Origin of the sequence: Streptomyces sp. NPDC001406 (assembly GCF_042895285.1) — a bacterium.
Taxonomy (GTDB): domain Bacteria; phylum Actinomycetota; class Actinomycetes; order Streptomycetales; family Streptomycetaceae; genus Streptomyces.
This window is the reverse complement of the sequence record NZ_JBIAWG010000004.1, coordinates 578521-599409: the sequence shown is the minus strand read 5'-3', so window position 1 is coordinate 599409 and position 20889 is coordinate 578521. Positions and strand designations below refer to the sequence as shown.

The 20889-nt window shown below is 72.0% G+C and carries 19 protein-coding genes; 5 read left to right on the top strand and 14 right to left on the bottom strand.

Translation table 11 applies throughout. From position 1 onward, the window contains the following. Positions 1-38: 38 nt before the first annotated feature. Together ACFY1J_RS13010 and ACFY1J_RS13005 are read right to left on the bottom strand one after the other, a co-directional pair. Entirely contained in the window at positions 39-2372 is a 2334-nt protein-coding gene (locus tag ACFY1J_RS13010; RefSeq protein WP_390705755.1) for an ABC transporter, read from the bottom strand. 86 nt (positions 2373-2458) lie between these two features. Continuing rightward, on the bottom strand, positions 2459-2650 hold the full coding sequence (locus ACFY1J_RS13005) for an antitoxin (RefSeq protein ID WP_390705756.1): 192 nt from the start codon (positions 2648-2650) through the stop codon (positions 2459-2461). Between the two features lie 149 nt (positions 2651-2799). On the opposite strand from ACFY1J_RS13005, the gene ACFY1J_RS13000 reads away from it, so the two are divergent. Beyond that, entirely contained in the window at positions 2800-5271 is a 2472-nt protein-coding gene (locus tag ACFY1J_RS13000; RefSeq protein ID WP_390705757.1) for an ATP-dependent Clp protease ATP-binding subunit, read from the top strand. Here the strand turns inward: ACFY1J_RS13000 and ACFY1J_RS12995 are convergent. Together ACFY1J_RS12995 and ACFY1J_RS12990 are read right to left on the bottom strand one after the other, a co-directional pair. Further along, entirely contained in the window at positions 5253-6275 is a 1023-nt protein-coding gene (locus ACFY1J_RS12995) for an LLM class flavin-dependent oxidoreductase (RefSeq protein WP_390705758.1), read from the bottom strand. The genes ACFY1J_RS13000 and ACFY1J_RS12995 overlap by 19 nt on opposite strands. A gap of 52 nt (positions 6276-6327) precedes the next feature. After that, positions 6328-6750, bottom strand: coding sequence for a (2Fe-2S) ferredoxin domain-containing protein (locus ACFY1J_RS12990; RefSeq protein WP_390705759.1), 423 nt, complete (start codon positions 6748-6750; stop codon positions 6328-6330). 97 nt (positions 6751-6847) lie between these two features. Between ACFY1J_RS12990 and ACFY1J_RS12985 the strand changes: the two genes are divergently transcribed. Further along, positions 6848-7339, top strand: a complete 492-nt coding sequence (locus ACFY1J_RS12985) for a hypothetical protein (protein WP_390705760.1) — start codon at positions 6848-6850, stop codon at positions 7337-7339. 36 nt (positions 7340-7375) lie between these two features. Here ACFY1J_RS12985 and ACFY1J_RS12980 read toward each other — a convergent pair whose 3' ends face one another. Continuing rightward, positions 7376-7591 (bottom strand): dodecin, encoded by a 216-nt coding sequence (locus ACFY1J_RS12980; RefSeq protein WP_390705761.1) that lies wholly within the window; start codon positions 7589-7591, stop codon positions 7376-7378. Between the two features lie 227 nt (positions 7592-7818). Between ACFY1J_RS12980 and ACFY1J_RS12975 the strand changes: the two genes are divergently transcribed. Further along, on the top strand, positions 7819-9075 hold the full coding sequence (locus tag ACFY1J_RS12975) for an extracellular solute-binding protein (RefSeq protein ID WP_390706240.1): 1257 nt from the start codon (positions 7819-7821) through the stop codon (positions 9073-9075). 61 nt (positions 9076-9136) lie between these two features. On the opposite strand, the gene egtD is transcribed toward ACFY1J_RS12975, so the two are convergent. The 4 genes from egtD to egtA are packed head-to-tail and all read right to left on the bottom strand — an operon-like array spanning position 9137 to position 13591. Further along, positions 9137-10105, bottom strand: a complete 969-nt coding sequence (gene egtD / locus ACFY1J_RS12970; RefSeq protein ID WP_390705762.1) for an L-histidine N(alpha)-methyltransferase — start codon at positions 10103-10105, stop codon at positions 9137-9139. Continuing rightward, positions 10102-10917: an ergothioneine biosynthesis protein EgtC gene (gene egtC, locus ACFY1J_RS12965; RefSeq protein WP_390705763.1), complete on the bottom strand. Its 816-nt coding sequence runs from the start codon at positions 10915-10917 to the stop codon at positions 10102-10104. Before egtC ends, egtD begins: the two co-directional genes overlap by 4 nt. Continuing rightward, a complete protein-coding gene (gene egtB, locus ACFY1J_RS12960) occupies positions 10917-12233 on the bottom strand; it encodes an ergothioneine biosynthesis protein EgtB (RefSeq protein ID WP_390705764.1) in 1317 nt (438 codons plus the stop codon). Before egtB ends, egtC begins: the two co-directional genes overlap by 1 nt. Next, entirely contained in the window at positions 12230-13591 is a 1362-nt protein-coding gene (egtA, locus tag ACFY1J_RS12955) for an ergothioneine biosynthesis glutamate--cysteine ligase EgtA (protein WP_390705765.1), read from the bottom strand. The genes egtB and egtA overlap by 4 nt, the downstream gene beginning before the upstream one ends. 269 nt (positions 13592-13860) lie before the next feature. Here egtA and ACFY1J_RS12950 point away from each other — a divergent pair, with 269 nt between their 5' ends. Then, a complete protein-coding gene (locus ACFY1J_RS12950) occupies positions 13861-14685 on the top strand; it encodes a TIGR02452 family protein (protein ID WP_390731214.1) in 825 nt (274 codons plus the stop codon). Here ACFY1J_RS12950 and ACFY1J_RS12945 read toward each other — a convergent pair. The 4 genes from ACFY1J_RS12945 to ACFY1J_RS12930 all read right to left on the bottom strand — a co-directional run bounded on the left by ACFY1J_RS12945 (position 14670) and on the right by ACFY1J_RS12930 (position 18444). Then, positions 14670-15116, bottom strand: coding sequence for a type II toxin-antitoxin system PemK/MazF family toxin (locus ACFY1J_RS12945; protein WP_363298186.1), 447 nt, complete (start codon positions 15114-15116; stop codon positions 14670-14672). The two genes, ACFY1J_RS12950 and ACFY1J_RS12945, sit on opposite strands and share 16 nt — an antisense overlap. 45 nt (positions 15117-15161) lie before the next feature. Continuing rightward, entirely contained in the window at positions 15162-16643 is a 1482-nt protein-coding gene (locus tag ACFY1J_RS12940) for an SPFH domain-containing protein (protein WP_390705767.1), read from the bottom strand. Between the two features lie 131 nt (positions 16644-16774). Further along, a complete protein-coding gene (locus tag ACFY1J_RS12935; RefSeq protein ID WP_390705768.1) occupies positions 16775-16993 on the bottom strand; it encodes a hypothetical protein in 219 nt (72 codons plus the stop codon). A gap of 26 nt (positions 16994-17019) precedes the next feature. Continuing rightward, a complete protein-coding gene (locus ACFY1J_RS12930; protein ID WP_390705769.1) occupies positions 17020-18444 on the bottom strand; it encodes an amidase in 1425 nt (474 codons plus the stop codon). A gap of 212 nt (positions 18445-18656) precedes the next feature. Between ACFY1J_RS12930 and ACFY1J_RS12925 the strand changes: the two genes are divergently transcribed. Then, on the top strand, positions 18657-20045 hold the full coding sequence (locus ACFY1J_RS12925; RefSeq protein ID WP_390731213.1) for a glycoside hydrolase family 43 protein: 1389 nt from the start codon (positions 18657-18659) through the stop codon (positions 20043-20045). A 58-nt stretch (positions 20046-20103) separates the two neighbouring features. Here the strand turns inward: ACFY1J_RS12925 and ACFY1J_RS12920 are convergent, their stop codons facing one another. Next, on the bottom strand, positions 20104-20880 hold the full coding sequence (locus ACFY1J_RS12920; protein ID WP_390705771.1) for an SDR family oxidoreductase: 777 nt from the start codon (positions 20878-20880) through the stop codon (positions 20104-20106). Between the last annotated feature and the right edge of the window lie 9 nt (positions 20881-20889).

Here is a 20889-nt window from a genome sequence, read left to right as displayed (position 1 = left end):
CGCGCACGGGCCCGTTTGGCCCGTGAGGAGGAACTCAGTCACTCGGGGAGTGCCCGCCGTAGGTACGGCGCCGTGGCGCTTCCCGGGGCTTGTGCCACCTCGTTCGGTGAGCCTGCCGCCACGATCCGGCCGCCCTCGTCGCCGCCGCCCGGGCCCAGGTCGATCACCCAGTCCGCGGCCGCTACGACCGTCATGTCGTGTTCGACGACCACGACCGTGTGCCCGGCGTCGACCAGGCCGTGCAGCTGGCGCATCAGCACCTCGACATCGGCCGGGTGGAGGCCGGTCGTCGGCTCGTCGAGGAGGTAGAGGGCGTGACCCCGGCGGGCGCGCTGGAGTTCGCTCGCCAGCTTGATGCGCTGGGCCTCCCCGCCGGACAGCTCGGTCGCGGGCTGCCCGAGCCGCAGATAGCCGAGCCCCACGTCGAGCAGCGTGCCCAGGCTGCGGGCCACGGCCGGGGTGTCCGCGAAGAAGTCCGCCGCACTCTCCACGGTCAGGTCCAGCACCTGGGCGATGTTCCGTCCCCGGTACGTCACTTCGAGCGTCTCGGGGTTGTAGCGCGCCCCGCCGCAGTCCGGGCACGGCGCGTAGGTGCTCGGCAGGAAGAGCAGCTCGACGCTCACGAACCCCTCGCCCTGGCAGGTCTCACAGCGCCCGCCCGCCACGTTGAAGGAGAACCTCCCCACGCCGTAGCCCCGTGCGCGAGCGTCGTCGGTGGCCGCGAACACCTTCCGTACGACGTCGAACAGACCGGTGTACGTGGCGAGGTTGGAGCGCGGGGTGCGTCCGATCGGCCTCTGGTCCACCGACACCAGCCGGCCGCCCCCGGCCGCCTCCTCGGTGATCTCGCCGATGAGCGTGGACTTTCCGGAGCCCGAGACACCCGTGACCGCGGTGAACACACCGAGCGGGAACTCGGCCGTCACCTCGCGCAGGTTGTGCCGGGTCACCGGACCGACCGTCAACCAGCCCCGCGGAGCCCGGACCTGACGCACCGGTGCGGGCGAGCGGCCGAAGAGGAAGCGCGCCGTCGCCGACCCGTCGACCCCCGCGAGCGCCGTCACCGGGCCGCTGTGCAGCACCTGTCCGCCGTGCTCGCCCGCGCGCGGGCCCACGTCCACCAGCCAGTCGGCGCCGCGCATCACGTCCAGGTGGTGCTCCACCACGAACACCGAGTTGCCCGCGGCCTTCAGCCGGGCCAGGACCGTGAGGAGGGCCTCGGTGTCCGCCGGGTGCAGACCTGCCGACGGCTCGTCGAGGACGTACACCACACCGAACAGCCCGGATCGCAACTGGGTGGCCAGCCGCAGCCGTTGCAGCTCGCCCGCAGACAGGGTCGGCGTGGCGCGGTCGAGACTGAGATAGCCGAGGCCGAGCTCGACGACCGGCGCGATACGGGACTTGAGGTCCTCGGTGAGGACACGCGCGGTCTGTGACGTGCCGTCGAGCAGTCCGGCCAGCTCGGCGAGCGGCAGCGCGGCCAGTTCCGCGATCGTACGGCCCGCGAAGGTCACCGCAAGTGCCCGGGGCCGCAGCCTGCCGCCGCCGCACACCGGACAGGGCGCGCTGGTGAGGAAGCGCTCCGCCTTCGCCCGCAGGGACGCGCTCTTGGAGTCCGAGAACGTCTTCATCACATACCGGTGGGCGCTCATGTACGTGCCCTGGTACGGCCGTTGGATCCGGTCGGCGTCCCGCACCGGATGCACCGTGACGACCGGCTGCTCTTCCGTGAACAGGATCCACCGCCGCCGCTCGGCCGGCAGCTCGCGCCAGGGCCGGTCCACGTCGTGTCCGAGGGCGTCGAGGATGTCGCGCAGGTTCTTGCCCTGCCAGGCGCCCGGCCAGGCGGCGATCGCGCCCTCACGGATCGACAGCGACGGGTCGGGGACCAGCAACTCCTCGGTCGTACGGTGCACTTGACCGAGACCGTGGCACTCGGGGCAGGCCCCGGCCGCCGTGTTGGGGGAGAAGGCGTCGGAGTCGAGCCGCTCGGCTCCCGGCGGGTAGTCACCGGCCCGCGAGAACAGCATGCGCAGCGAGTTGGAGAGGTTGGTGACCGTGCCGACCGACGAGCGGGAGGTCGGGGAGGAGCGGCGCTGCTGGAGCGAGACCGCGGGCGGCAGCCCGGTGATCTCCCCGACCTTCGGCGCGCCCACCTGATGGATCAGCCGGCGGGCATAGGGCGCCACCGACTCGAAGTAGCGACGCTGTGCCTCCGCGTAGATGGTGCCGAACGCCAGCGACGACTTCCCCGAGCCGGACACGCCGGTGAACACGGCCAGCACGTCCCGCGGGATGTCCACGTCGACGCCCTTGAGGTTGTGCTCGCGGGCGCCGCGGACACGGACGTACGGGTCGTGGGCGCTGTGCATGGGGGGTACTCCGTACGGGCCGGCCGGGCGGGGACAAACCCCGCGATTCTAGCCCGGCGCCCGCAGCGCCCCCCAGGAGTGGGGCCTTACGGGTGCGGCGGGAGGTCCCGCTCCTGGCCTCCGAGCTCGTCCTTCAGCCTCTGCTGTGCGGTGTCGACCTGGGACTGGTACTTGTTCCCGGTCTTCTGGTCGACGTGGTCGCCGCCCTTGTCGATGCCCTTGGAGGCCATGTCCTCGTGGCCCTTGAGCATTCCCTTGATCTTGTCCATGAAGGACATGGGGTCCTCCCAGCCGGTAGACGTTCCCTCTCCAAGCCTGGTCGGCCCGGGCGCCGTCCGCATCTCGGCGGCCGTCGCCGTGCGGGGGTGCCCGCCCTGTGCGAATTTGGAAGGCGCGTATGCCTGGCGCACCAGAAAGGCCCGCTCCCATGACTACTCCCGGTTTCGGTTTCGGACGCAGCCCCTTCGAAGAGTTCGACGACCTCATGAATCGCTTCTTCGGTGGATCCGGCCCGGCCTCGTCCGGCAGGCGGGTGCAGCGGGTCGACATCGGCAGCCTGCTGTCGGAGCGTGCCCGCGAGCTGGTCGCGGACGCACGCGACATCGCCGCCGTGGAGGGCAGCGAGGAGCTCGACGCACGGCACCTGCTGGCCGCCGCCACCGAGCACGAATCCACCCGCCGGCTGCTGACCGAGGCGGGCGCGGACCCCGACCGGATCCGGGAGCGGCTCGGCACGGCCCCGGGCGGCGCCGAGAAGTCCGAGCCCACCACGCTGACCCCGGCCGCCAAGCGCGCGCTGCTGGACGCCTACCAGATCTCCCGCGCCGAGGGCGCCTCCTACATCGGCCCCGAGCATCTGCTGCGGGCACTCGCCGCGAACCCGGAGTCGGTGGCCGCGCGGGAGCTCAGCGACAGCGGCTGGGAGCCGACCCGGCTGCCCGCGGAGGGGGCGGCGGAGCGCCGCAAGCCCAGCAGCACGCCGACCATCGACGAGTACGGCCGCGACCTCACCGAGGACGCCCGGGCCGGGCGGCTCGACCCCGTCATCGGACGGGACGAGGAAGTCGAACAGACGATTGAGGTGCTCTCTCGGCGCAGCAAGAACAACCCGGTCCTCATCGGCGACCCCGGCGTCGGGAAGACCGCCATCGTCGAGGGCATCGCCCAGCGCATCGCCGCGGACGACGTCCCCAAGACCCTGGAGGGCAAGCGGCTCGTCTCCCTGGACCTGGCCGGGATGGTGGCCGGGACCAAGTACCGGGGCGAGTTCGAGGAGCGGCTGAAGAAACTGCTCGACGAGGTGGGCGAGCACAGCGACGAACTGGTGCTGTTCCTCGACGAGCTGCACACCGTCGTGGGCGCAGGCGGGGGCGGCGAGGGCGCCCTGGACGCGGGCAACATGCTCAAGCCCGCCCTGGCCCGCGGTGAACTGCACCTCATCGGCGCGACGACCGTCGACGAGTACCGCAGGCACATCGAGAAGGACGCCGCGCTGGAGCGCCGCTTCGCCCCCATCCTGGTCGGCGAGCCCACCGTCGACGACACCATCGAGATCCTCCGCGGTCTGCGCGACCGCTACGAGGCCCACCACCAGGTCCGTATCACCGACGAGGCGCTCGTCGCCGCCGCCGAGCTGTCCGACCGCTACATCACCTCCCGCTTCCTGCCCGACAAGGCCATCGACCTGATGGACCAGGCCGCCGCCCGCGTCCGGCTGCGGTCCAAGACACCCCTGTCGGACACCCGGGACATCGAGGACCGGATCGCCGCCCTCAACCGGGAGAAGGACCAGGCGGTCGCCGACGAGGAGTACGAGCGCGCCAAGGAACTGCGCGACCGGATCAAGGACGCCGAGGAGCAACTGGCCGGGTCGGACCGGGCCGAGGAGCACGCGCCCAAGGTCACCGCCGAGGACATCGCCGAGGTCGTCTCCCGCACCACCGGCATCCCCGTCGCCCAGCTCACCGAGGAGGAGCGGGAGCGGCTGATGAAGCTGGAGGAGCACCTCCACGAGCGGGTCGTCGGCCAGGACGAGGCGATCACCGCGGTCGCCCGGGCCGTCCGCCGCGCCCGCGCCGGCATGAGCGACCCCAACCGCCCCGTCGGCAGCTTCCTCTTCCTCGGCCCCACCGGCGTGGGCAAGACCGAACTGGCCCGCGCGCTCGCCGCCGCCCTCTTCGGCGACGAGAACCGCATGATCCGCCTGGACATGAGCGAGTTCCAGGAGCGGCACACCGTCTCCCGGCTGGTCGGGGCCCCTCCCGGATACGTCGGTCACGAGGAGGCCGGCCAGCTCACCGAGGCCGTGCGCAGGCAGCCGTACGCCGTCCTGCTGCTCGACGAGGTCGAGAAGGCGCACCCGGACGTCTTCAACACCCTGCTGCAACTGCTCGACGACGGCCGCCTCACCGACTCCCAGGGCCGCACGGTGGACTTCAAGAACACCGTCGTGATCATGACGTCGAACATCGGCGCCGACCGGATCCTGACGTCCGGCGTCGAGGACTACACGAAGGTCCGCGAGTCGGTGACGACGATCCTGAACCGGCACTTCCGGCCCGAGTTCCTCAACCGCATCGACGAGATCATCGTCTTCCGCGGCCTGGACCGCGCCCAGCTGCGCCAGATCGTCGACCTGCTGCTGGAACACACCCGGCGCCGGCTGCACGCCCAGGACGTCTCGATGGAGGTCACCGACGCGGCCGCCGACCTGCTCGCGAACATCGGCCACCAGCCGGAGTTCGGCGCCCGCCCACTGCGCCGCACCATCCAGCGCGAGGTCGACGACCGACTCGCCGACCTGCTCCTGTCCGGTCAGCTGAACGCGGGCGACCGGGCCGTGGTGGACGCGGCCGACGGAACGATTACGATCCGGACGGATCAAGCGGCCGCCGTCTGAGGACCCTCCAGGTTCGCGATCCCGGCGAGCCGCCGGTAGGAGTCCAGCAGCGCTGGTCGGTCGTGCGTGCTGGTCGTGACGAGGATCTCCTGGGCGCCGGTGTCCTTCAACAGCATTTCCAGCTCGTCGGCCACCTGCTCCTCGGTGCCCGCGATGTGCCCGGTCAGACCGGACTCGTACAGGCCGCGCTCCTTCGCGGTCATCGTGCGGGACTCGATCCGCTCGGCGGGCGGCAGGGGCGGAAACGTGCCGTGGGTGCGCGCGTACGCCATGGACCAGGCCTCCGGGACGAGCAGGCGCCGGGCCTCCTCGGGAGTGGCGGCCACCGCGATCGCGCCGGAGACGACGACGTACGGCTGCGACGCCCAGGGCGAGGGCCGGAAGCGGGCGCGGTAGTGGTCGATGCCGCGCAGCATCTTCTCCCGGTTGCGGAGGTCGCCGATCACCATGGGCAGCCCGGCGCGGGCCGCGATGCCGGCACCCTCGCCCATGGCCAGCACGAACGGCGGCACGCGCAGCCCCTCCGCCGGACGCGCGTGCACCCCGGTGGGGGAGGTCCCCTCGAACCAGCCGAGCAGTTCGTCCAGTTGTGCCGCGAAGTCCTCCGCGTCGTCCTTGCCGCGTCCCAGCGCCCTGCGCACCCCGTCGGTGAAGCCCACGGACCGGCCCAGACCCATGTCGATCCGCCCCGGGAACAGCGACTCCAGCACCCCGAACTGCTCGGCCACGACCAGGGTTTGGTGGTTCGGCAGCATCACTCCGCCGGTGCCGACCCGGATCGTGCGCGTGGCCGCGGCCACCGCGGCGGCCAGCACGGTCGGCGCGGACCCGGCGACACCGGGCACGCCGTGGTGTTCGGAGACCCAGAGCCGGTGATACCCGAGCGCCTCCAGCTCCCGCGCCAGCACGACGGTGTCGCGCAGCGCCTCGGCGTGCGTGTGTCCCTCCCGGGTGCGGGAGCGGTCGAGAACGGAGAAGCGGGCCGAGGCGACAGCGGAACTCATACGGGGTACAACACCGCAGCGCCCGTGGGATTCCTCCCGGTGGCCGTCGTGGTCAGCGCCGCGAACGGGCCCGCGCGCCCCGCGGTGGACGGATGAACTGCAACTCCAGCGTCAACGGCGGCTCCGCGACTCCCGGACCGCCTGCCGCCGCCCACTCCACGACCTCCTGTGTGCAGTCGTCGTCCATGGCGAAGCCGATCCAGGTGGGCCCGCCCCCGGCCCGGCGGCCCGCGGCCGAGGGCTGTACGACGATGACGTTGGCCTGGTCGCAGGGGCCCAGGCAGTCGGTCGTACGGATCTGGAAGCCGTGCTCGGCCGCGGCCGTGCGCAGCCGGTCGAGCTGCCCGGCGTGGTCCGTGCCGGGATGCTTGCGCGGGTCACCGCAGCAGCAGCCCCGGCACACGACGAGGGTGCAGGGGCGCCTGCGGGCGGCGCCGAGCAGGACCGTGCGGGGGGCGGGAAGGGCGGAAGGCATGGGAGAAGCATGATCCATCGGCTCGGTGCCGTGTGCCGGGGGGGCCGTGCGTTCCTCCGCCCGGGTTCCGGGAGTCGTCGCCTATTAGGGTGGCCGGGTGACTGACAGCAGTACGCGACCGCTCGCCGTGTTCGATCTCGACAACACGCTCGCCGACACCGCGCACCGGCAGCGGTTTCTTCAGGACAAGCCGCGGGACTGGGAGGGCTTCTTCGGCGCGGCGTCGCTGGATCCGCCGCTCGCCGAGGGCGTGGCGCTGGTGCTGGAGTGCGCGCGGGAGTGCGAGGTCGTGTATCTCACCGGGCGGCCCGAGCGGTGCCGGCCCGACACGGTCGACTGGCTGGCCGCCCAGGGGCTGCCCGAGGGACGTGTCTTCATGCGGCGCGACGCCGACCGCCGGGGCGCCCGTCACACCAAGCTGGAGATCCTGCGGCGACTCGCCCGTGACCGCGAGATCCGGGTCCTGGTGGACGACGACAAGCTGGTGTGCGAGGACGCCGAACGGGCCGGATTCACCGTCGTACGGGCGCGCTGGGCCGACCGGTCGGCCGCCCTGGAGGACGCCCAGGAGCGGGAGGGGCGGACCTGAGCCGGCCGGGCACGTCAGGTCCCGTCCCGGGTCGGGTCAGGTCTCGTCCTCGATGCGGAAGCCGACCTTCAGGCCGACCTGCCAGTGCTCGATCTGCCCGTTCTCGATCTGGCCCCTGACCTGTGTCACCTCGAACCAGTCCAGATTGCGCACGGTCTGGGCGGCGCGGGCGATGCCGTTGCGGATGGCCTTGTCGACGCCCTCGGGGGAGGTGCCGACGATCTCCGTGACCCGGTAGGTGTGATTGGTCATGTGGGTGCTCCTCTCTCTCCGTGACGGATGTGTCACGCGTCACTCCACCGTGCCGTATGTGGAGGCGGAGCGCGAGGCGTCACGGCGCTACCCCCGGTAGCCCTTGACCGCCGCATTGGTCCATACCAAAATCCTCCACACCCGTACGAGCCCCACGCTCGTCCCCCCACGTCGGGCCTCTTCCCCTGTCCGCAGACAGAACAGGACCCCTCGTGAGTCACGAACCGGTGCGCCGACGGCTGCTCGCCCTCATCTGTGTCTCCGCCTCCCTCGCCACCGGCTGCGGCGTCCTGCCCGGCGGGAACGAGCGCCACACGGTCACGGTGTGGCTGATGAAGGACAGCGCGTCGAAGGAGTTCCTGCGCCGCTTCACCGAGGACTTCGAGCGCACGCACAAGAGCATCCGGCTCGACATCCGCATCCAGCAGTGGACCGGCATCGTCGACAAGGTGCAGTCGGCCCTGAAGGCACAGTCCAAGGACGGCCCCGACGTCATCGAGGTCGGCAACACCCAGGTCCCGCAGTACGTCGAGGACGGCCGGCTCACCGACCTGACGCTGGAGTCCGCGCGCGACTGGGGGATGTCGCACTGGCTGCCCGGCCTCGCCGAACCCGGACGGGACAACACCCAGCAGTACGGCATCCCCTGGTACGCGGCCAACCGCGTCGTCATCTACCGCAAGGACCTGTTCGAGAAGGCCGGCATCGACGCGCCGCCGAAGACCCGCGAGGAGTGGCTCACCGACACCCAGAAGCTCAACTCCGGCGGCAACCAGGGCATTTACCTCGCCGGTCAGGACTGGTACACCCTCTCCGGGTTCATCTGGGACGAGGGCGGCGACCTCGCCCGGGAGGCGGACGGACGCTGGAAGGGCACCCTGGAGACCCCGGCCGCCCTGCGCGGCATGGAGTTCTACCGCCGGTTGCAGGCGCTGGGCCGGGGACCCGTCGGTGCGGACGAGGAACACCCGCCCCAGGCGGGCGTGTTCGCGGACGGCAAGGTGGCGCAGATCGTGGCCGTGCCGGGACTCGCCCAGGCCATCGTGCAGCAGAACCCCGCGCTCGCAGACCAGTTGGGCTACTTCCCCGTCCCCGGCAAGACCGCGGGCCGTCCCGGCACCGTCTTCACCGGCGGCTCCGACCTCGTCGTACCGCAGAACACCGACCGGCCGTACGACGCCGCGGCCGTGGTCGGGGCGCTCGCCGGGGCCAAGTGGGACACCGAGCTGGCCCGCACCATGAACTACGTCCCCAACAAGACGACCCTGGCGAGCGCGGTCGCCGGGGCCGAGGGGGTCGCCGCCATGGCGGCCGGTGCCGCGCACGGCCGGGCGACCCCCAGCACCCCTCAGTGGACCGCGGTCGAGGCCGACAACCCGATCAAGGAGTACATGACCAGGGTGCTGGGCGGCGCGGACCCGGCGACCGAGGCGCGCCGCGCCTCCCGGCGGATCACCGAGGCCCTCGCACCCGACCTGGGCTGAGGCACCGCACCCTGCCCGGTGACGGGCACGGTGCGCACCGGCCGCGCACGGTGCTCAGCGCTCAGTGCTCGCGCACGGTGCTGAGCGACAGCGCGAAACGGTTCTGCGGGTCGGTCCACCAGTCGGTCGGCGTCAGCCCCGCCGCGGCCAGCTCGACGGAGATCCCCTCCTTCCGGAACTTCGCCGACACCTCGGTGCGCAGTTCCTCGCCCGCCGCGAACTCCACGGCCAGATCGACCGCGGGGATCTTCACGGTCTGGGCCGTACGGGAGCGCAGCCGCATCTCGATCCACTCGTTCCCGGCGTCCCACAAGGCCACATGCTCGAAGGCGTCCGGATCGAAGTCGGCGCCCAGTTCGCGGTTGACCACGGCCAGGACGTTCTTGTTGAACTCGGCCGTCACCCCGGCCGCGTCGTCGTACGCCCTGACCAGCACCTCCTCGTCCTTGACCAGGTCCGTGCCGAGCAGCAGCGCGTCGCCCGGCGACAGCAGCCCGCGCACCGACGCCAGGAAGTCGGCGCGCTCGGCGGGCAGCAGATTGCCAATGGTGCCGCCCAGGAAGGCGACCAGCCGCGGACCGGGCGTGTCCGGCAGGGTCAGCCGGGCGGTGAAGTCCGCGATCAGGGCGTGCACGTCGACACCCGGCCGCTCCTCGACGAGGGCCTGTCCGGCCTGGACGAGCGCGCTCTCGCTGACGTCCACCGGGACGTAGGTGTGCAGGTCGGTGAGCGCGTCGAGCAGGAAGCGGGTCTTCTCGGAGGAGCCGGAACCCAGCTCGACCAGGGTGCGGGCGCGGGAGGCTGCCGCGATCTCGGAGGCCCGGGCGACGAGGATCTCGCGCTCGGCGCGCGTCGGGTAATACTCGGGCAGTTCGGTGATCTTGTCGAACAGCTCGCTGCCCCGGGCGTCGTAGAACCACTTCGGCGGCAGGGTCTTGGGAGTGACGGTGAGGCCGTCCCGGACGTCGGCGCGCAGCGCGGCGTCGGTCGCGTCCTCGGGAAGCGTGCGGGTGACGTGCAGGGAACTCACGTACAAGGCTCCTTCGATGATGGGGGTCCCCCCGCTCGAACGGAGCTGGGAGCGGGGGAGGAAGCCGGGTCCTCGACCGGGGTGAGCAGCACCCCCGCGCGGCTCGCCGTGAGCAGCGTGCGGTCGGGGACCTCCTGCCAGTGCGGGTCGTCGTCGTACGGCTCGGAGGCCACGACGGTGCGATCGCCGGGTTCCGCGAGATAGAAGAGGGTGTCGCCCCAGGCGGTGGCGGCGACGGTCTCGCCGTCCGTGAGCAGCAGGTTGAGCCGGGAGGCCGGGGCCGCCTCGGCGACCTGCCGCACCGTGCCGGCCAGCGCCCGGCCCAGGTCGTCGCCGCCCCGCAGCCGGTGCAGGACCAGGGCCCACACGAACGCCGAGTCGGTGCGCGCCTCCAGGGACAGCAGATCGACCGGAGGCAGTCCGGGGACGAGTGGCGCCGCCGACTGCGGCCAGCCCGCGACGGCGCCGTTGTGGCTGAACAGCCAGCGGCCCGCGGCGAACGGTGCCGCCGCGGCCTCCGCGTCCGCGCCCGCCAGGGTCGCGTCGCGCACCGCGGCGAGCAGTGCTGCGGTGCGGACGCCCCGGGCCAGATCGGCGAAGGAGACGTCCGCCCAGATCGGCCCGGCCCGCCGGTAGCGGACCGGTACCGGATCGCCCGGGGCGTACCAGCCCACCCCGAAGCCATCGGCGTTGACCGTCCCGTACCGCTGCCGCCGCGGCGCCCACGACTGGCGGTACAGACCGTGCGGGGGCTCCACGAGCAGCCGGCCCAGCGGCTCCTCGGGTCCCAGATACGCCAGATGACGGCACATCAGGCGCTCTCCGAGCGGGCGGTGCGGAACCCGGAGAAGATCTGTCGCCGGATCGGGTAGTCCCAGTTGCGGAACGTCCCCCGGCAGGCCACCGGGTCCACGGCGAACGAACCGCCGCGCAGCACCTTGTACTCGGACCCGAAGAACACCTCCGAGTACTCCTTGTACGGGAACGCCGCGAACCCCGGGTACGGCCGGAAGTCGCTCGCCGTCCACTCCCACACATCGCCGATCAACTGCCGTATCCCCAGCGGGGATTCACCGGCCGGATAGCTGCCGGCCGGAGCGGGCCGCAGATGGCGCTGGCCCAGGTTGGCGTGTTCCGGCGCCGGATCGGCGTCGCCCCACGGGTAGCGCGTCGAGCGGTCCTGGGCGGGGTCGTGGCGGGCCGCCTTCTCCCACTCCGCCTCGGTGGGCAGCCGGCGCCCGGCCCAGCGGGCGTAGGCGTCCGCCTCGTACCAGCACACGTGCAGCACCGGCTCGTCGGGTGGCACCACCTCGGTGACGCCGAAGCGGCGCCTGAGCCACTGCCCGCCGTCGCGGCTCCAGAACAGCGGCGCCGTGATGGAGTGCCGGCGTATGTGCTCCCAGCCCTCCGGCGTCCACCAGCGCTCCTGCTCGTAGCCGCCGTCCTCGATGAACGCCTGGTAGGCGGCGTTCGTCACGGGGGTGGTGTCGAGATGGAAGGGCGCCACCTCGACCTGGTGTGCCGGGCGTTCGTTGTCCAGCGACCACGGCTCGGTGGAGGTGCCCATGGTGAACGGGCCGCCGGGGACCAGTACTTCGGCGGGGCCGGTGAACGGCGGTGCCGGGTCCGGGTCCGGGGCGGTGAGGGCCTGCGGGCCCCTGCGGAGCTGATGGGTGATCAGCATGGTCTCGTCGTGCTGCTGTTCGTGCTGCGCGATCATCCCGAAGGCGAAGCCCGCCTCGGTCAGCCGTGTGCCGTGGAACGCCGTGCTCTCCAGCAGGTCCAGCGCGCGTCCGCGCACCTCGGCCGCGTAGCGCCGGGCCTCGGCGGGCGGCAGCAGCGGCAGCGACGGCCGCTCGGCACGCGGGTGCTCGAAGGCGTCGTACAGGCTGTCTATCTCGGGTCGCATCGCCTCCCGGCCGCCGACCGAGCGCAGCAGCCACAGCTCCTCCTGGTTGCCGATGTGGGCGAGGTCCCACACCAGCGGGGACATCAGCGCAGAGTGCTGGGCGGTGAGGTCGGGCTCCTCGACGCAGCTGGTCAGCAGCGTGGTGCGGTCACGGGCCGCGGTGAGCGAGGTCAGGGCGCGTCGGCGCAGGGTCTCGGAGTCGGTCTCGGGGGCGGTCATGTGAGGATGTCCTTCCCGTGGGCGGTGGGCGTCCCTCCGGTCGAGCCGAGCCGAGACCGGGGGAGTTCCGTGCCGTGCAGACGGTCCAGCAGATCGTCGGCGGGGCAGCGGCCCCGGACGACATAGCGGTTCAGGTACGCCGCGACGGCGTCCGTGACGTCGTGGGTCGCGCCGAGGCGGGGCAGGGCCTCCAGCGCCGCCGTGAAACAGGTGACGGCTGCCTCGCGCAGCTCGGGGTCGGCGAGCCCGGTCCGTGCCGCGTCGATCCACAGCGGATTGTGCGGCGCGGGGCGCGACAGGGCCCGCTCGGCCAGCGGCTTCACGGTCCGGTACGCGGTCTCGGCCGCCTCCGGGTCGTCGAACAGCGCCGCCGTCACCGCGAGCGGCACGATCCAACCGTCGTCGCCGGGCTGTGCGTCGATCATGCGCAGTTCCAGGTGGCCGCGCGGTCTGATCGGCGGGAACAGCGTCGTGACGTGGTAGTCGAGGTCCTCGCGGGTGGGCGGCCGGGGCGCCTTCGAGCGGGTCCACTCCCGGAAGGTGAGCCCCTCGGGCACCTCCCACGGGCCGTCGTCGTGCCGTACGCACATCACCGGGGCGTCGAGAACGTGCCGGGCCCAGGCGTCGCGCGGCTCCCCGTCCAGTGGGGGAGCGCCCGCCTGCCCGGGGCCGATCTCCAGCCACAGCAGCTGCCGGGTGGACAGCCAGCCCGTGGGCTGCCGTCCCACCAGCGGGGAGTTGGCGAACGCGGCCACCAGCACCGGGCCCAGCTGATGCGCCAGCCACCAGCGGCGGCCGTGGCCCAGCGGGCCGGGTTCCTCGTACCCGGCGTCCACGCACACCTGGACGGAGGCCGAGGTGCACATCATGTGCCGGCCGGCCGTGCCCCTGCGGTCGAGACTGGTCTCCATGGCCTCGTAGCGCGGATCGCGCAGGAACCGGCGGGGCAGGTGCCAGGGGTCGTGACCGACGCCGACCAGACCGAGGCCGTCCTCGGCGAGGACCGCGCGGACGGCGTCCAGATCGGCGGAGACCGTACCGATGCACTCCATCAGGGAGGCGGCGGGCGGCGAGCTGAGTTCCAGCTGGCCGCCGGGCTCGACGGTGAGCGCCGACCTCAGGGGCACGGTACGCAGTGCGGCATAGGCCGCTTCGAGTCGTTCGGGTGTCACGGGGAGCTGCGGCTGCCGCAGCTCGTGGACCAGCCATTCCACTTCGACCCCGAGGCAGCGGGGCGGTCCGGTCTTGAAGCAGATGCCCCGGACCAGGGCCTCCACCTCGGCTTCGGTGACGGAGGTGCGTGGCTGCGTACAGTCGCTACAGTCACTCACCGAACCGGCACTGGATGTATCGGACATATCGCGATCCTCTCAGAGATTGCGCGATGCCACCGGTCGGGCGTTCGACGGGCCCCGGCCGGCGGCACTCGTCCCACCCAAGACCCTCGCCTCGATTCGCACAAGGGTGCACATAGGCGTGTTCGGGACTCGTCATCTCCGTTTCCCGCGCGTTTCCGGGGCCGGGAAACTCTGTTGCACCCGAAGACCGGCATCGCTCACGATGCGTTCATGAACACGACGGGGGAGACCGCGCGGCACGCGGTCGTGGCGCACACGGGGGTGGCGCCATGAGCGCGCGGCTGCGCGGTATCGCGACGGAGACCGAGCGGATCGTGGCGCAGGGGGCGTATCGCGCGCCCGGCGGTCACGAGGTGTCGCTCGCGGCCGGGATCGAGGCCGCGCGGGCGGGCACCCGCATGCACGGGCCCGACCCGGTCCCGTTCCCTCCCGCGACGGCCACGGCCACGGTCCTGGAGGTCACCGGCGAGAGCAGCCTGGAGGCGGCCCGCCGTCTTTCGGGACCGGTCGCCGTCCTGAACTTCGCCTCGGCCCGCAATCCGGGCGGCGGCTATCTGAACGGCGCCCAGGCCCAGGAGGAGGCCCTGTGCCGCGCCTCCGCGCTGTATACGTGCCTGCTGCGGGCCCCGGAGTTCTACGACCACCACCGCGCCCACCGCGACCCGTTCTACACGGACCGTGTCATCCACTCACCGGCCGTGCCGGTCTTCCGCGACGACCGCGGCCGACTGCTCGACGAGCCGTACGCGGCCGGATTCCTGACCTCCCCGGCCCCCAACGCCGGAGTCGTCCTGCGTACGACTCCTCAGCGGGCGCCCGACCTGCCGCGGGCCCTCGCGGTGCGTGCCGAGCGGGTGCCGGAGACGGCCGCGGCGCACGGCTACCGGCGGCTGGTCCTCGGTGCCTGGGGCTGCGGAGTCTTCCAGAACGACCCCGCGCAGGTCGCGGGCGCCTTCCATGGGCTGCTCGGGCCCGGCGGGCGGTTCGCCGGGACCTTCGAACACATCGTGTTCGGGATCTTGGACCGCACACCGGGAGCAGTGGTGCGAGCAGCTTTCGAACGGACGTTCGTGGAGCGTCAGGTCCAGCCGTAGCGCTCGTGCAGCCGCTGCCGCACCAGGTTGAACCGGCCGCGGTCCAGCGCGCACGCCTCCCGGCGCATGCCCTCCTCGTGCAGCCGCAGCACCCGGTCGACGTCCACCCATGAGTCGCGTCCCGTGCGGTCCCACGGCCCGCTGCCGATGGCCACCCACTCGCGGTCACCGTCGTGCCGCTTGCTGGACAACTGGACGGCGAGGAACGTCCCCTCGGCCTCCCGCGCCACGACCAGCACCGGCCGGTCCTTGCCCCGCCCGTCGTTCTCCTCGAAGGGCACCCAGGTCCACACGATCTCACCGGGATCCGGGTCGCCGTCGTGCGCGGGGGAGTACTCGGTGCGCACCCGGCCCACCGCACGGGGGTCGGCCTCGGTGGTGGCGGTGGGGCCGTGGCGGCCCGGAACGTTCTCTTCGGTAAACGCGGTCACGGGGGCACCTTAAAGGGTGCCCCCGTGACCGCGTCAGCCCGTCACCTACTCCTTCTCCACCGGCACCTTCTGCGCCGGCGGCGTCGCGATCCCGCTGAGGGACGAAGTCCCGTTCGGGGCCTGTCCGTTCTGGTTCATCGAGGCCAGCAGCTGACGCGCGAGGCCAAGACCGGTGCCGCCCATGGTGAGCGCCTTGGCGAACATGTCGGCCATGCCGTCGGCACCGTTGAGCAACACCATGTTGTCGACGTTGCCGAAGGCGGACGCGCCGGCCTTCACGATCTCCGGCCAGTTCTCGGCGAGTTGCTGGGCGACGACCGCCTCCTGGTTCTCGGCGAGGGCCGCGGCCCGCGCCTTGATGGCCTCCGCCTCGGCGAGACCCTTGGCCTTGGTCGCCTCGGCGTTCGCCAGGCCCTTCGCCTGTGCCGCGGCAGCCTCGGCCTCCCCGGTGGCCCGGGTCGCCGCCGCCGACGCCTGACCACGGGCCTTCGTCGCCTCGGCCTCGGCGCTCGCGGCCGTCTTGACCCGGGTGGCCTCGGCGGCCGCCGCGAGCTCCGTCTCCTTGGCCTTGGCCTGGGCCCCCGAGATACGCGCGTCACGCTCGGCCTCGGCCAGCGTGCGCTTCTCGTAGGCCCGGGCGTCGGCCGGCTTGCGGATGTCCGCCTGGAGCTGCTGCTCGCGCCGGTGCGCCTCCAGTTCGGCGACCCGCGTCTCCTGGACGACGACCTCCTGCCGGGCGGCCGCGTCGGCGAGCGGTCCGGCCTGCCGGGCCTTCGCCCCCGCCTTGTCCCGCTCGGCCTGGTAGCCGGCCTGGAGGATCTCGCTGTCCCGGGTGGCCTCCGCCATCCGGGCGAACGACTGCTGCTCGGCCTCGGTGGCGAGACGATTCGACTCCGCCTGCGCGATGCGCGCGTCCCGCTGGACGGCCGCCGCGTGCGGGGCGGCCAGGTTCTGGATGTAGCCGGTCGGGTCCTCGATCTCGTGGATCTGCAACGAGTCGACGATCAGGCCCAGCTTCTCCATCTCCGTGCCGCAGGCGGCGCGGGTCTGCCCGGTGAGCTTCTCCCGGTCGCGGATCATGTCCTCGACCGTCAGTCCGCCCACGATGGACCGCAGATGACCGGCGAAGACGTTGTGCACGCGCTCCGACATCATCTTCTGCTGGTCCAGGAACCGGCGGGCCGCGTTGGCGATCGACACGAAGTCGTCGCCCACCTTGAAGATGACCACACCCCGCACCTTCAGCGGAATGCCCTGGTGGGTCACGCAGTCCACCGACAACTCGGTCTCGTTCAGGTCGAGGGAGAGCTTGCGCACCGCCTGCACACCGGGCAGCACCAGCGTGCCGCGCCCCGTGACGATGCGGAATCCCATGCCCTCCTCAAGACCCTCGGTCCGATGCTTCGAACCGGAGATGATGAGCGCCTCGTTCGGTTCGGCGACCCGCCACATCATCTTGAACACACCGATCAACACGAGGACGGCAACGACCGCCACCCCCGCAACGACGCCGACAACCATCGGCATACGCCCCCTTTGCATGGTGCCCTCTCGGCACCGAACGAAGGGAGTGTGCTCCCGCGCAAGCCCACGGAGAAGATGCTGACGGATCCTTGTTGCAATCTTGACGCGAGGCCCTCACCTGGGGCGACGGATGCTCAACTGTCGTACGCGGCAGTGACGTAGACGGTCCTCGGCGGCAGGTACTCCACCACCATCACCACCGTGCCCCGCTCCAGCCGCCCCGCGCCGTCCGCGGCGTACGCGAGGAAGTGCTCCGCACCCCCGCGCACCCGGACGATCACCTCGCCGACGAGTCCCGGCCCGATCGTTCCGGTGACCCGCCCCATGAGCCCGACCATCGACGCATCGTCCATGGTCACAGGGTACGGGCCGAGCGCCGTCACGCGGCCGGGGCGTCGGCGACGGCGTGCTTCGGCGGCCACAGTTCGTGCCAGCGCAGCTCCGCCTCCAGCTGGGCGGCGACGGAGATCAGCAGGGCCTCGCTGTTCGCGGGGCCGAGCAGCTGGGCGCCGACCGGCAGCCCGCCGTCGACGAAGCCGGCCGGGACGTTCACCCCGGGCCAGCCCAGGACGTTCCACGGCCAGGCGTAGGGACACGCGGCGATGATGGCGCGGTCGGTGGCCAGGCCGCCCAGTTTCAGCATCGAGCCGATACGGGGCGGGGGAGCGGCCGTCGTCGGGGCGAGGATCACGTCGTACGTCCCGAAGAAGCCGCCGATCCGCCGGTGCAGGGCCGCCTCCGCGCGCCGGGCCACCCGCAGCGGCGCCCCGCCGAGCAGCCGGCCCAGCCGGGCGGCGTCCCGGGTGCGGCGGTCCAGCAGGGCGGGGTCGGGTGTGTCGGCGACGTGCTCGGCGATGCCGACCGTGGCACGCGGTACGAAGGTCAGCCCGATCTGGCCGTAGGGCGGGTCGGCCTCCTCGACGGTGTGCCCCAACGCGGCGAGTTTTTCGGCGAGTTCGAGGACCCTGGCCCGCACCTCGGGCTGGAGTCGGGCGGGCACCGCGGTGAACGGCGGCTTCAGCGACAGCGCGATGCGCAGCCGCCCGGGGTCCCGGCCGACCGCGTCCGAGGCCGTCAGCGGGGGCGGCTGGTGCGGGTCCCGGTCGTGGTTGCCGCTCGCCGCGTCGAGGAGCAGGGCCGCGTCGGCCACGGTCCGGGCCAGGGTGCCGTTGACCGTGATGCCCTGGAAGGCCTCGCCGCGCGGCCAGGTGGAGATACGGCCGCGCTGCGGCTTGATGCCGATCAGATGGGTCCAGGAGGCCGGGATCCGTACCGAGCCGGCGCCGTCGGAGCCGAGCGCGGCCGGGACGAGCCCCGCGGCGACCGCCGCCGCCGAGCCGCCCGAGGAGCCTCCCGGGCTGTGGTCCGTGTGCCAGGGATTGCGGGTGTCGCCGAACGCGGGCCCCTCGGTGAACGGCCACTGCCCGAGCTCACAGGTGTTCGTCTTGCCGACGATCACGGCTCCGGCCGCGCGCAGCCGCCGTACCGCCTCGCCGTCCTCGGCCACCGGCGGGAAGTCGCCCGGGCAGCCGAAGGCGGTCGGCTCGCCCGCGACGTCCATGTCGTCCTTCACCGCGACCGGCACGCCGAGCAGCGGGCCGCGCTCTCCCGCGGCCAACGCCCGGTCGGCGGCGTCCGCTTCGGCGAGGGCCGCCTCGCCGCGTACGATCCGGAAGGCGTTCAGGGAGCCCTGGGTGGCCTTGATGCGGGCGAGGGCCTGCTCGACCAGCCGACGGGAGGTCACCTCCCCCGCGGCCAGTGCGCGGGCGGACTCGGCCAGGCCTTGGGCACGGTCGGGCGTCATTGCGGGACCACCTCCGGAGCACGTTGTCTACCGGAGAGTAACGTCGGAACGGCCGGCGCAGTACAGGTTTCGCACAGGTGACGGCGAGCCGTGTCGAAAGCATTGACGTGCACCTGCCTCCCCTCTACTTTCTGCTCGACTTCTCGAACTTCGTCCGAAATCTCGGACGTCTTGAGTATGCCGAGATGCACGAGCCCCAGGGAGAGCCGCCCGTGACCCCACGTCCTTCCACCCCCTCCCGTCGCGCCCTGCTCCGCGCGATGGCCGCCCTGCCCGCGTCGGCCCTCGTCCTGGGCGAACTGCCCGGACTGCTCGGCACGGCCGCGGCCGCCGCCCCCGCGAGCGGCTCCGCCACCCGCTACACCATCGTGCCGTTCCTCAACAGCAACGACGGCACGGTGAACGTCTACCAGTCCGACGACGCCACCGACTTCCGCCTGCTGCGGGCCTCCGCGTACACCCCGGCCGCGGGCCGCATCCGGGACGCGAGCGTCCTCAGGCACACGGACGGCTACTACTACCTCACCTACACCACGCACACCTGGCAGGACGTCAGCACCACCATCGGCTTCGCGCGCAGCTTTGACCGGGTGAACTGGACCTTCCTGTACGACTACCCGGTCCCGATCACCAACCTCTCGCGCGCCTGGGCGCCCGAGTGGTTCGTGGACAGCGACGGCAGCGTCCACGTCATCGTGTCCTGCTCGACCGCCGACAACGAGTGGATCTTCACGCCGTATGCGCTGAAGGCCACCGACTCCGACCTCACCGCCTGGAGTTCACCGGTCGCCCTGTCCGGCATCGGCAGCAACCACATCGACACGTACATCGTGCGGATCGGCTCCACCTACCACGCCTTCACCAAGAACGAGACGGCCAAGTACATCGAGTACGGCACCGCCTCCAGCCTCACCGGCCCGTACACGATCTCCAGGACGGGAGACTGGGCGGGCTGGGGCAGCTATCGCGAGGGCCCCTCGGTGATCCAGCTCGACAACGGCGGCTGGCGGATCTTCTTCGACGGCTACGGCGACGGCAGCTACTACTACAGCGACAGCTACGACACCTTCGCCACCTGGACCGCGCCGAAGGCACTGCCGGGCATCTCGGGCACGGCCCGCCACTTCACGGTCGTCAAGGAGACGGTGTCCGGCGGCGCGAGCATCACCAGGAACGCCACCCGCTCCTTCCAGTCCGCCAACTACCCGAGCCGGTACTGGGCGGAGCAGTCCGCCCTGCTCAACCTGCCGGTGGTGAGCGGCTCCAGCGCCACCGCCGACAAGCAGGCCGCCACGTTCACGGTCGTCGCGGGCCTCGCCGACGCCAACGGCTACTCGTTCCGCGACGCGTCCGGCAACTACCTGCGCCACTACAACTTCCGGGCCCGCTTCGACGCCAACGACGGCACGACGACGTTCGCGAAGGACGCCACGTTCATCGCGCGGGTGGGCTCGGCCACCGGCTCGGTGCGCTTCGAGTCGTACAACTACCCCGGTTACTACCTGCGCCACTACAACTACCAGCTCCGTGTGGACGTTTCGGACGGCACCGACCTGTTCCGCCAGGACAGCTCGTTCGTGCCGGTGACCGCCTGGGGCTGAGCGGCCGGGTCACCGCGGCCCCCGGCGGAGATCACCGGGGGCCGCCGGTCCGCCGGACTCAGCCCGTCTGCGCCGTCGGCATGACCGTGACCTGCTGGAGGTTGACCCGTGCCGGCAGGGACGCGATGAACCCGATGGTCCGGGCGATGTCCTGGGGCGTGAGCCAGTCGATGGTCTGCCGGGAGCCCTCCAGCCAGGCCAGGGCGCCCTCGTCGGTGACGTGGTTCTGCAGCTCGGTGCCGACGATGCCCGGCTCGATCGCCGCGACCCGGACGTTCTTGGCGCCCAGCTCCGCCCGCAGGTGCCGGGAGAGATGGGTGACGTAGGCCTTGGTCGCGGAGTAGACGGCGAAGGTCGGGAAGACGTTCCGCGCCGCGATCGAGGAGGTGTTGATCAGGTCGGCCACCCCGCGCTCACCCGCGGCCGCGACCAACTGCGGGGTGAATGCGCCGATGACGTTCATCAGGCCGGTGATGTTGAGGTCGATCTGGTGCTGCCACTGGTCGGCGGCCACCTGCTCGACGGGGGCGGGGAGCATGACGCCCGCGTTGTTGAACAGCAGGTCGGCGCCGCCCAGTTCGGCCGAGACCCGGACGGCGGCCGCCCGTACCGCCGCCGCGTCGGTCACGTCGACCGCCAGGGCCAGGGCCCGGCCGCCGTTCTTCTCGATCCGGGAGACCAGGTCGTCCAGCCGCTCCGCGCGCCGCGCCAGGACGGCGACCCGGGCGCCCAGCTCGGCCAGATGCTCGGCCGACGCCTCGCCGATGCCGCTGGAGGCACCGGTGACGACCGCGACCCGGCCGGTGAGTGGACGGGCGGAAGTCTGCGTGGTCATGAGACACAC